Genomic DNA, 12,163 nt, shown 5'->3' with positions numbered 1-12,163 from the left:
AGGTGGTCGGGCGAATGGGCGCTCAAATGATCTTGCGAATGGTCTTGCCAAGGGTCTTGCGAATGGTCTTGCGAATGGTCATGCCGGTGTTCTTGCCGGCGGTCATGCGTGCGGATGTGGACGGAATGAGGCGATGAAACTGCTGTTCTGGGTGCTGGTGCTGGCCCTGTTTTTCTTTGTGCTGGGCTTCAAGCGCGGCCGGCCGGACCGCGACACCGCGGCGCCCGCCGCCAGGCCCCAGGCGCCGACTGTCCCCGTGGCCGCCGAGCCACCGCCGGAAGAGATGGTGCGCTGCGCCGAGTGCGGCACCCATCTGCCGGTGAGTGAATCCCTGCCCGGCCGGGGCGGGCATTTCTGCTGCGCCGACCATCGCAGCCGTTTCGAGGCCCGGTCGTCCTGATGCGCGGCGCCTGACCCCATGCCGTTTTCGGACACCACCTCCCGCGCCGCCGGCATCAGCACCACGCAGCGTCTGTACCGCGCCTTCATGGGCGCACGGGCCACGCTCAGCCTGGCGCTGCTGGCCACCCAGTCACTCGCCAGCCTCATGGGTGCCCGGCCCAGCAGCTGGGCGGCGTGGCTCTCGCTTCTCTACGGCGTGCAGGCGGTGCTCGCCTGGATCCTCCCCCGCTGGTTCGGTGGCGGCGCCTGGCCCCCCACGCCGGATCGCCAGACGCTGAGCTGGCGGCAGATCGCCCTGAGCATCGGCGTCGACCTGGCCTTGTTCAGCCTGCTGCAGTGGCTGGATCCCGCCGGCCTCAGCTATGGCGCCCTGCTGTTCATGCCGGTGCTGATGGCCGGTGCCCTCCTGCCGCGCCTGCCGGCGCTGGCCTGTGCGGCGCTGTCCAGCCTGCAGTTGCTGGCGGTGGGCGTGTGGGCGGTGATGATGGGTCTGGAGGGCGGCCTGCGGATCAGCCAGGCGGGTCTGCTCGGCGTGGGCCTCTTCGTGGTCACGTTGCTGGCCAACGAACTGGCCAGCCGGCTGGCCCGGGAAGAGCGGGCCGCGCGCGGCAGCCTCGAATACGCCCGGCAGCAGGCCGACCTCAACCGTCTGGTGATCGAAGAGATGGATGAGGGTGTGCTGGTGGCGGACCGCCGCGGTCTGGTGCGCGCCGCCAATCCGGCCGCCCGCGCGCTGCTGGCCGAGGGCGCGACGCTGCGACCCGGTCCCTTCCGCCTGGATGCCACACCCACCTGGGCCCCGCTGCTGCGGGCACTGACCCAGGCCTACAGCGAACGCAGCTGGCCGGAAGCCGGGCGGGATGTGCTGCTGGACTTCGGCGGCGGCCTGCAACGCTCCCTCCATGTGCGGATGCGCTTCACCATGCGCTCGCTCGATGGCGACGACCTCTGCGTGCTGTTTGTGGAAGACAACCGCCATCTCGAAGCCCGCAACCGGCAGGAGAAGCTGGCCGCGATGGGGCGGGTGTCCGCCGGCATCGCCCATGAAATTCGCAATCCCCTGACCGCCATTGCACAAGCCAATGCGCTGCTGGAAGAAGACTGCGCCGGTCAGCCCCGGCTGGAGCAACTCACCCGCATGGTGGCCAGCAATGTCGAGCGTCTCAAGCGCATCGTGGACGATGTGATGGAGGTGGCGCCCGGCATTGCCTCCATTCCCCAGACGGTGCAGCTCGAGCCGCTGGTGCGTGAATACTGCACGGATTGGGCCGCCACGCAGCGACTGCCGCAGGACGACAGCAGTCCGCTGCGTCTGGCCTTCCACCTCGATGCCGCCACCCTGGTGAGCTTCGATCCCCATCATCTGCGTCGCATCCTGATCAACCTGCTGGACAACGGACTGCGCCATGCCCGCCCGATGCCAGCTGCCGTTCGGGTCGAAGTGATGCAGGAAGGCACGGAATGGATCCGTCTGTCGGTCCTGAGCGACGCCGATCCGATTCCGGCCGAGGTAGAACGACACTTGTTCGAACCCTTCTTTTCAACTCGAAGCCGGGGCACGGGGCTGGGCCTGTACATTTGCCGGGAACTCTGCGAGCGATACGGTGCGCGCATCGACTACCACCGCCTCGAGTCCCAGCATGTGAACGAATTCCGCGTGCTGCTGCCCCGCCTCGCGACCTCCCCTGTCCAAGACACTATCCATGAGCGCTGATTCCCGACTGCTGGTGGTCGATGACGAACCCGACCTGCGCACTCTCTATGAGATGACGCTGCTGCGGGAAGGCTTTGCGCTGGACAGCGCCGGCACGGTGGAAGATGCACTGGCCCTGCTGGAGAGCCGGCGGTATGACGCGGTGATTACCGACATGCGTCTGCCCGACGGCACCGGCCTGGATGTGCTGCGCTGGCTGGACCAGCGGGGGCGGAGTGAACGCATCGTGGTCATTACCGCGTATGGCTCGCCGGAAAATGCGGTTGAAGCCTTGAAGGCCGGCGCCTACGACTATCTGACCAAACCGGTGGACCTGCGACAGTTCCGCATGGTGGTGGCCTCGGCGTTGGGTCGGGTGCCCCGGCCAGAATCGTCGGCGTCGGGTCTTGCGGCCCGCGCGGCGCCGTCGCCTTCCTCGACCTCCGCGACATCGGCATCGCCATCGCCGTTCACCACGTCCCCGGCGGCATCGTCATCGCCGTCGCCTTTCTCGGCGGCGCCATCGTCGCCCTCATCGGCGCCGTTCTCGTCGTCCCCACGACCCGGTGGCTCCGCGTCCGCATCTTCCGTCGCATCGCCGGTGCCGGCCTATGCCGAAGCATCCACGTCCGCGTCGGGCTTCGGGGGGCCGTCCGGCTCGGCGAGCGCCACCACGGTGGCGGGCCAGCGTCCGGGGCCCTCGCCACAGGATCTCGATGCGCCGACCGTGACCCCCATGGGCGCCGCGATGGTGGAAGCTTCCCGCAAGGCGGCGCAACCGCGCGGCCGCGTGGCGGCGGCGGGGCCGGTGTCCGCGCTGGAGCGGCTGGTCGGTGACTCCGCCGCCATGCGCCAGGTGCGGGAGCTGATCGAGAAGGTGGCGCGCAGCATGGCGCCGGTGCTGCTCAATGGCGAATCCGGCACGGGGAAGGAACTGGTGGCGCGAGCCATTCACGACGTCAGCGCCCGCCGTCCCCAGCCCTTCATCGCGGTCAACTGCGGCGCCATTCCCGAGCAACTGCTGGAAGCGGAATTCTTCGGCTACCGCAAGGGCGCCTTCACCGGCGCGACCGAAGATCGCGAAGGCTTTTTCCAGGCGGCCCAGGGCGGCACGCTGTTCCTCGACGAAATCGGCGACCTGCCCCTGGCCATGCAGTCCAAGCTGCTGCGTGCCTTGCAGGAACGCTCCGTCCGTCCGGTCGGCGCGGTCGCGGAAATGCCGGTCAACGTGCGGCTGCTCAGCGCGACCCACAAGGACCTGGCGGCCGAAGTGCTGGCGGGCCGGTTCCGGCAGGACTTGTATTACCGTCTGAACGTGATCCAGATCCGGGTGCCGCCGCTGCGCGAGCGCATGGAAGATCTAGCGCCGATCAGCGCCCGCGTGCTGCAGCGCATCGCCACCGACGCCGGGGTGGAGCCGGTGCCGCAACTCACCGCGCAGGCGCTTGCGGCGCTGGGTCGGTACAGCTTCCCCGGTAACGTGCGGGAGCTGGAAAACCTGTTGCACCGCGCGCTGGCACTGTCCGGCGGTGACGGCATCGACGTGGTGGACCTCGGTCTGCCCGAGGCGATGCTGGAGGCGGAAGAGGTACCCGAGGCCGCGGTCGACACCGCCGATCTCGCCCAGGGCGTGCCGCTCCCGGCCGAAGCCATTGGCCAGGCCCCGCTGCCGTCCGATCTCGCCACCTACCTCGACGAAGTGGAAAAGCGCCTGCTGCTGCGGGCGCTTGAGCAGTACCGCAATAACCGCACCGCAGCCGGCGCGAGCCTCGGACTGTCTCTGCGGCAGATGCGCTATCGCATGGCCCGGCTGAACATTTCCCTGGGCGGCGACGACGCCTGATCGTCCGCTTGTTTGGCCGCTTGTTCGGCGGCTTGTGCGGCAGCCGATCCCGGAGGCCGCGCTCGCCTCCGCTGACCCTCACAGGTGGCCGCATAGCGCCCCGCTGTTGTCTCTCCGGGAAGGCCCTAGATGGGGCTTGTCCTGATCAGCTGTGACATCTGGACAGGGGGTGTTCGTGGCCCCCTCGGATCCCCCCTGGCGGGACCCCTTTGATGATGCGTGTTTGCAGGCATTTCCGGCCCGCAAGCCGCGCCAATGCTGGGCCTTCAAAAGGACATGCCGAATCCATCGGCGCTGTGCGGGGGCAGGGCTTGCGAGGGCTGACATGCCCAGGTCGGTTTCGTCGCCGCAACGCTATTGGTAGTTGCTTGAAGGTGTGAGAGACCCTAGATATAGTGTCTCGCATGCTATCCTGCTGACTTCGCAAACCAGCGATGAACGCCATCCCCGCTGTTCCATCGAGGCCCCCGCGCTGTCTGCGCGCCGGTCTGCTGACGGTGTCGGGATTCACGGCGGAAAAACGCACTTTTCACCACCCTGATCATTGAGACGTTGGCCCGGTCGGGTTGTCCGGGCACGGCGTTGCTTTTTGTTTTTTTCGAACCAGAACAGACGAGGATCCCATGCAGACAGTCGCCGTCACACCGACCGCTGAAGCGGGCCTGGCGCAGACTCCCCGCGAGTCCGCACCGCTGGCCGCCAGCAGCTACCAGGCCTACCAGATCATCCGCCGCAATGGCGCGGTGGTGCATTTCGAGCCGAGCAAGGTGGCGGTGGCCATGATGAAGGCCTTCCTGGCCGTGCATGGCACCAGCGGCGCTGCATCCGCCAGCGTGCGCGAGACCGTGGATGCGCTGACCGAAGCCGTCGTGCGCGCACTGCTGCGCTCGCGTCCGGGCGGCGGCACCTTCCATATTGAAGATGTGCAGGATCACGTCGAGCTGGCGCTGATGCGCGGCGGTCACCATGAAGTGGCCCGCGCCTACGTGCTGTATCGCGAGCGTCGTGCGATGGAGCGCAAGGTCCAGGGCGAAGCCCAGCAGGCCGCGGTGCTGGAATCCGGCATCAATGTGATCGAAAACGGCGCCCGCGTGCCGCTCGACCTGAACCAGCTGTCTGGGCTGATCATCTCCAGCTGCGAAGGCCTGGGCGCCGACGTCAAGCCGGACCCGATCCTGGCCGAGACCAAGCGCAATCTGTATGACGGCGTGCCGATCGATGAGGTCTACAAGGCCGCCATCCTGGCCGCCCGCACCCTGATCGAAAAGGATCCGGGCTACACCCGCGCCACCGCCCGTCTGCTGCTGCACACGATCCGCCGCGAAATCCTGGGCGAGGAAGTGACGCAGGCCGAAATGGCCAGCCGTTACGCCGACTACTTCCCGACCTTCATCAAGAAGGGCGTGCAGGCCGAGCTGCTGGACGAGCGTCTGCAGCAGTACGACCTGGCCCGGCTGGGCGCCGCCCTGAAGGCCGAACGCGACTTCCAGTTCGACTACCTCGGCCTGCAGACCCTGTTCGACCGCTACTTCCTGCATGTGGACGGCACCCGCATCGAAATGCCGCAGGCCTTCTTCATGCGTGTGGCCATGGGCCTGGCGCTGAACGAAATCGACCGCGAAGCGCGCGCCATCGAGTTCTATGAAGTGCTGTCGAGCTTCGACTTCATGTCCAGCACCCCGACGCTGTTCAACTCCGGCACCCGTCGCTCGCAGCTGTCGAGCTGCTACCTGACGACCGTGGCCGACGACCTGGACGGCATCTACGAAGCCCTGAAGGAAAACGCGCTGCTGTCGAAGTTCGCCGGCGGTCTGGGCAACGACTGGACGCCGGTGCGCGCCCTCGGCTCCCACATCAAGGGCACCAACGGCAAGTCGCAGGGCGTGGTGCCCTTCCTGAAGGTGGTGAACGACACGGCCGTGGCGGTGAACCAGGGCGGCAAGCGCAAGGGCGCCGTCTGCGCCTACCTGGAAACGTGGCACCTGGACATCGAAGAATTCCTGGAGCTGCGCAAGAACACCGGTGACGACCGTCGCCGTACCCACGACATGAACACGGCGAACTGGATTCCCGACCTGTTCATGAAGCGCGTCATCGAAGGCGGCGACTGGACCCTGTTCAGCCCGTCCACCTGCCCCGACCTGCACGACCTGTTCGGTCAGGCCTTCGAAACGGCCTACGTCGCCTACGAGGCGAAGGCCGACCGTGGCGAGATCAAGCTCTACAAGCGCATGCAGGCCCGTGACCTGTGGCGCAAGATGCTGACGATGCTGTTCGAGACCGGCCATCCCTGGATCACCTTCAAGGACGCCTGCAACGTGCGCTCGCCGCAGCAGCATGTGGGCGTGGTGCACTCGTCCAACCTGTGCACCGAGATCACGCTGAACACCAACGACAACGAAATCGCGGTGTGCAACCTGGGCTCGGTCAACCTGGCGCAGCATCTGAAGGATGGCGAGATCGACCAGGCCAAGCTGAAGAAGACGGTGTCCACCGCCATGCGGATGCTGGACAACGTCATCGACATCAACTATTACGCCGTCAAGAAGGCACGTGACTCCAACCTGCGTCACCGTCCGGTGGGTCTGGGCATCATGGGCTTCCAGGACGCGCTGTACGAGCTGCGCGTGCCCTACGCCTCGCAGGCCGCGGTGGAATTCGCCGACCGTTCGATGGAAGCGGTCTGCTACCACGCCTACTGGGCTTCGACCGAACTGGCCGCCGAGCGTGGTCGCTACAGCAGCTATCGCGGCTCGCTGTGGGACCGCGGCATCCTGCCGATCGACTCTCTGAACCTGCTGGCCGAAGCTCGCGGCGGTTATGTGGACGTGGACCGTTCCGCCACCCTGGACTGGGACGCCCTGCGCGCCAAGATCGCCCGTGACGGCATGCGCAACAGCAACTGCGTGGCCATTGCGCCGACCGCCACCATCTCCAACATCATTGGGGTGGATGCGTCGATCGAGCCCTGCTTCGGCAACCTGTCGGTGAAGTCCAACCTGTCCGGCGAATTCACCGTGGTGAATGAGTGCCTGGTCCGCGACCTGAAGAAGCTGGGCCTGTGGGACGACGTGATGGTCATGGACCTGAAGCACTTCGACGGTTCGCTGCGCCGCATTGACCGCGTGCCGGAAGAGCTGAAGCAGCTCTACGCGACCGCTTTCGAAGTCGACACCGTGTGGCTGGTGGAAGCCGCTGCACGCCGCCAGAAGTGGATCGACCAGGCGCAGAGCCTGAACATCTACATGGCCGGTGCGTCGGGCAAGCGTCTGGACGAAACCTACAAGCTGGCGTGGCAGCGGGGTCTGAAGACCACCTACTACCTCCGCACGATGGGTGCGACGCACGCCGAGAAGAGCACGGTGCAAAACGCCGGCCAGCTCAATGCAGTGAGCAGTTCGGCCGGTGGCATGCACACCGCGCCGGTCGCCGCAGCCGTGGCACCGATGGCGGCAGTGGCGGTGGAGACCTCGGTCTCGCCCGTGATCGACGCTGCAACGCCGGCCACCGACGTCAAGTTCTGCGCCATTGACGACCCGGGTTGCGAAGCCTGCCAGTAAGCAGTTGTTGATGCGCCGATGAATGCCGCGAGGCTGCTGCAAAGGAGTGAATCCTCTGCAGCAAGCCTTGCGGAAAAGTCGGGCTGACGCTCGCGATGCGAGTGTTCATCGATGTTTCCGGGCGTCGGGTGTTTTTGCAGGACGCCGCGAAAGCATCGATGAACACTTGTCGGCAGACCGCTGGTCTGCCGCTTCAACGCTTCACATCCCCACACCGCGCGCCTCATCGGAAGCGAAATGCGATGCGGACCAGCAACAGGGAAGTGGCGCTGAAGTCAAGAAGTCCTTTGTGTTTGAACACAACACTCCGATAATCCGCGACGATAGGAAGACCACCATGTTGGTTTGGGAAGAAGACCGTAAACCTTCGAGCAGCGCGCCGGCCTCCGGTGCATCGATTCACGCAGCGACCATGAATCCCATGGACGCCGCGCGTCAATCCGTCGCTTCGACTGCCACCGCTGCGGTGTCATCCGGTGCCGGCGTCGGCGCATCGATGAATGCTGCCCAAGACAGTGCCCAAGCCGCCAGTGCCCGCCGCGTCAACGTCGCGGACAAACGCATCATCAATGGTCAGACCGACGTCAACCAGCTGGTGCCGTTCAAGTACAAGTGGGCCTGGGAAAAGTACCTCGCCACCTGCGCCAATCACTGGATGCCGCAGGAAGTGAACATGTCCCGCGACATCGCGCTCTGGAAAGACCCGAATGGTCTGACCGAGGACGAGCGCCGCATCATCAAGCGCAACCTCGGTTTCTTCGTGACCGCGGATTCGCTGGCGGCCAACAACATCGTTCTGGGCACCTATCGCCACATCACCGCGCCTGAAGCCCGCCAGTTCCTGCTGCGCCAGGCCTTCGAGGAAGCGATCCACACCCACGCGTATCAATACATCGTTGAATCGCTGGGTCTGGACGAAAGCGAGATCTTCAACGCCTATCACGAGGTGAAGTCGATCCGCGACAAGGATGAGTTCCTCATCCCCTTCATCGACGCGATCATGGATCCCAACTTCGTCACCGGCACGCCGGAGACGGACCAGACGCTGCTGAAGTCGCTGATCGTGTTTGCCTGCCTGATGGAAGGCCTGTTCTTCTACGTCGGCTTCACGCAGATCCTGGCGCTGGGTCGCCAGAACAAGATGACCGGTGCTGCCGAGCAGTATCAGTACATCCTCCGTGACGAATCCATGCATTGCAACTTCGGCATTGATCTGATCAATCAGATCAAGCTGGAGAATCCCCATCTGTGGACGCCCGAGTTCCGCGCCGAGATCAAGCAGCTGTTTGAGCAGGCCGTCGAACTGGAATACCGCTATGCCGAAGACACCATGCCCCGTGGCGTGCTGGGTCTGAATGCTGCGATGTTCAAGGGCTATCTGCGCTATATCGCCAACCGTCGCGCCACCCAGATCGGCCTGGAGGCTCTCTTCCCGAATGAAGAGAACCCCTTCCCGTGGATGAGCGAGATGATTGACTTGAAGAAGGAACGCAACTTCTTCGAGACCCGCGTGATCGAATACCAATCGGGCGGCGCCCTGTCCTGGGACTGATGAAGTCCCTGGCCGGAGCAACCCCTGATCGGTTGACTGTTTGACTGTAGAAAAGAGATCAAGATTGGCGATGCAATTCACCGACCGACATAGAAGCGGCGGCCTTGCATCGCACCCTGATTCATTGCACCGTGGCGAACTCCCTCGACTCATGGGCAATGGATACCTGCACTGGCAACAACCGGTTGTTGACGGGCAGGGCTATTTCCACTTGATCAAGGAGAACTGAAATGGCAACTGCGAAGAAGGCCGCTCCGGCCAAGAAGGCCGCCCCGGCGAAGAAGGCTGCTGCAGCGAAGAAGGCTGCTCCGGCAAAGAAGGCCGCTCCGGCGAAGAAGGCCGCTCCGGCCAAGAAGGCAGCTCCGGCCGCCAAGAAGGCCGCTCCGGCGAAGAAGGCTGCTGCAGCGAAGAAGGCTGCTCCGGCGAAGAAGGCCGCTCCGGCCAAGAAGGCGGCTGCTGCCAAGAAGGCTGCACCGGCTGCGAAGAAGGTTGCTGCCAAGAAGGCTGCTCCGGCCAAGAAGGCCGCTGCTCCCAAGAAGGCTGCACCGGCGAAGAAGGCCGCTGCTCCTGCGAAGAAGGCCTCCGCTGCCAAGAAGCCCCCGGTCAAGGCTGTTGCCAAGGCTGCCAAGCCGGCGACCAAGGCTGCTTCGAAGTCGGCTGCCAAGCCTGCTGCGAAGGCTGCTGCCAAGAAGGCCACCGCTGCCAAGCCCGCTGCCAAGGCTTCCAAGCCTGCTGCGAAGCCGGCCGCGAAGAAGGCTTCTGCCAAGAAGGCTGCTGCCAAGCCTGCCGCTGCCCCTGCGCCTGCTGCCGCTGCGAAGCCCGCTGCTGCTCCCGCGCCTGCTGCCAAGACCGCGCTGAGCCCGCAAGCGGCCTGGCCGTTCCCGACCGGCAACAAGCCCTGAGCTTGAGCCTGGGCCTCCTGCAGGCCCAGCTGAATCAAAACCCGGCTTCGGCCGGGTTTTTTTTGGCCCCCGGTTTGGCTGGCCTAGGGCCAGCCAAACACTGCCCCCCGAGGGGGCTGCGGGCCCCCTTGGGGCGGCCCGGCGGGGACCCTCTTCAGCGAACCCCCACCGCCGGTTGGACGACGCTTCGCTCGTCCCGCCCGACTAGGTGCCACCAGACGCGGTGAACCTGCACCGCCGGTGGCACGACGCTTCGCTCGTCCCGCCCGACTAGGTGCCACCAGACGCGGTGAACCTGCACCGCCGGTGGCACGACGCTTCGCTCGTGCTGCACGACGATGTGCAACGAGGGGCGGTGAACCTGCACTGCAGATTGGACGACGCTGCGCGCGTGGTGCGCGCGGTCAGGGGTAAAACAGCTCGACGGTGTAGCCGCTGATCTTGGTGTTGCCGCTGTCGAAAACCACCTGCAACTGCTGGTCCGCGCCCGCCGTAAATGCGGGCTGCGTGGCATGCAGCTCCTGCGGCGACAGCATCTTCCTCACCACCAACTGACCCGATGGGTCCGTCAGGCTCAGGTCCACCCAGGGCTGGGCCACATCCCAGTTGCTGCGGTTGCGCAGACTCAAAGTCAGACGGTAATGGTTGCCTTCGCCCGCCGGATTGAGACTGCTGCTCTCCACACTCAAAGCCTCAATGTGCTGCCAAGGCTTCAGCTCCTGGCCCATCGCCGTCGTCATCTTCGACAGCATCGGGCGCGCAAAGGGGTACTGCGCCGCAATGGCCTCGCGACCCGTCCAGGCAATCTGACCCGCCACCCCCACCAGCAATCCCAAGGCCGCCGTGCCCAACGTGGCACGCACCCAGGGACGATGCCAGCGCTGTGCAGACTCGGCCTTGCGCACAAAACTGGGCACCGAAGCCGCAGCATCCGAGGCCTCCCGGCTCTTGATCCGCGCCTCCGCCTGCGCCGCCTTCTCCGCCGCCTTGCGCGTCTCGATGGCCAGCTTCTCCGCTTCCTTCGCCGCACGCGCCGCCTGCTTCTCAGCTTCCTTCTCGGCTTCACGCGCTTCCTTGGCCGCACGCTCCGCTTCCTTCGCCTCCAGCTTCGCCAGCCGCGCCGCCTCCGCCGCCTCACGCGCCGCCGCCTTCTCCGCAGCCTTGCGCTCCGCACGCGTCAACGGCACCTCCGGACGCTCACCCGGCATCAGCGACGGTTCACCCGGATCGACCGGCGCACGCACCGGCACCCGCGGATCGAGCATCGGCTCCTGCTGCTGCAACCTCGCCGCCGACGCCCCACTCAAATTCAACAGGACATCCGGACGTTCATCATCCGCCACCGGCGGCGGCAGTTCGTCTTCCTCAAACCGCATGCCCTTGGGCTCAGGCAGATGCGATCGCGGATCCTCCACCGGCGCCGGCCCAGGCGCCGCCGACAGGAACGGCTCGACACGATCCTCGTCATAAGCCGACTCATACGCCGGCTCCTGCCTCGCCTCCGGCGCCGCCGGCCCACGCCCACGCCCCGAACCGCCCGTCGGGCGCGTCCGCGGCCGGCTGTAGTGCGGCGTCGAAGGCAGCAAGGAATCACCGTCATCATCGAAGTCGCCCGGCAACGGCCGCGACGGCGAGAACGGATTCAGCTCGTTGTCATCATTTGGAATCCAGCCACTGTCCCGCGGCGCTTCCATCGGCACCGGCGCCGTGCGGCGCGGCACATCATCAAACGCCGCCGCCATCGACTGGCTCGGGAAGGTCGTCGGCCCCTGGTCCGGCTGGTAACGCGGCGCCGCCAGCTCGCGCGGCGTGGGGGCAGGCATCACCGGAGCCATCGCCGGTGCCATGGGGGAGGGCAGGGCCCCCGCAGACGGGCTCATCGCCCGGCTCATGTCGGGCGCCGGCTGAGGCGTCATCGGGGCGGGCGCCGGCGGCAAGGCCGGCTGCCGCGGCGCAGCAGCACCGCTGGCAGCCACCGGCGGCCACGGCGGGGGACTGTCGCGCTCCAGATCAAACAGCTGCTCGCGCGCATCAAACACCTCGGCACATCGGCCGCAGCGCACCCAGCCCTCAGAGACGCGAAGCTGGTCCTGCACCACCCGAAAGATGGTGCCGCAGGTGGTGCAGCGAGTCGCAAGATTCATGGCGTGAATGATGCCAGAAACAGGGTCAGTCCTTGACGCTCGTCCCCTTGACAAGGCGCTCCGCGCC

Annotated in this window: 7 protein-coding genes; 6 read left to right on the top strand and 1 reads right to left on the bottom strand. The window is 65.9% G+C overall.

All coding sequences use genetic code 11. The features are described from left to right. The first annotated feature begins 133 nt into the window (after window positions 1-133). The 6 genes from FHS28_RS13365 to FHS28_RS13335 all read left to right on the top strand — a co-directional run bounded on the left by FHS28_RS13365 (window position 134) and on the right by FHS28_RS13335 (window position 9,952). Window positions 134-400 carry a PP0621 family protein gene (locus tag FHS28_RS13365; RefSeq protein WP_088451201.1) on the top strand — a complete coding sequence of 89 codons (267 nt, stop codon included), beginning with the start codon at window positions 134-136 and terminating at the stop codon, window positions 398-400. Window positions 401-418: 18 nt separating this feature from the next. After that, on the top strand, window positions 419-2,116 hold the full coding sequence (locus tag FHS28_RS13360) for an ATP-binding protein (RefSeq protein ID WP_088451199.1): 1,698 nt from the start codon (window positions 419-421) through the stop codon (window positions 2,114-2,116). Beyond that, window positions 2,106-3,938: a sigma-54-dependent transcriptional regulator gene (locus tag FHS28_RS24175; RefSeq protein WP_246410032.1), complete on the top strand. Its 1,833-nt coding sequence runs from the start codon at window positions 2,106-2,108 to the stop codon at window positions 3,936-3,938. The genes FHS28_RS13360 and FHS28_RS24175 overlap by 11 nt, the downstream gene beginning before the upstream one ends. Window positions 3,939-4,561: 623 nt before the next feature. Further along, window positions 4,562-7,498, top strand: coding sequence for a ribonucleoside-diphosphate reductase subunit alpha (locus tag FHS28_RS13345; RefSeq protein WP_088451197.1), 2,937 nt, complete (start codon window positions 4,562-4,564; stop codon window positions 7,496-7,498). 337 nt (window positions 7,499-7,835) lie between these two features. Continuing rightward, entirely contained in the window at window positions 7,836-9,050 is a 1,215-nt protein-coding gene (locus FHS28_RS13340; protein ID WP_088451195.1) for a ribonucleotide-diphosphate reductase subunit beta, read from the top strand. A gap of 230 nt (window positions 9,051-9,280) precedes the next feature. Further along, window positions 9,281-9,952 (top strand): histone, encoded by a 672-nt coding sequence (locus FHS28_RS13335; protein ID WP_088451193.1) that lies wholly within the window; start codon window positions 9,281-9,283, stop codon window positions 9,950-9,952. Between the two features lie 404 nt (window positions 9,953-10,356). Here FHS28_RS13335 and FHS28_RS13330 read toward each other — a convergent pair whose 3' ends face one another. Next, complete coding sequence (locus tag FHS28_RS13330) at window positions 10,357-12,096, bottom strand: zinc-ribbon and DUF3426 domain-containing protein (RefSeq protein WP_088451191.1); 1,740 nt, start codon at window positions 12,094-12,096, stop codon at window positions 10,357-10,359. Window positions 12,097-12,163: the final 67 nt, after the last annotated feature.

Origin of the sequence: Roseateles terrae, from assembly GCF_014192155.1 — a bacterium.
GTDB lineage: Bacteria > Pseudomonadota > Gammaproteobacteria > Burkholderiales > Burkholderiaceae_C > Roseateles > Roseateles terrae.
The sequence above is the reverse complement of the archived record's forward strand: the minus strand, read 5'-3'. Positions and strand labels throughout refer to the sequence as shown.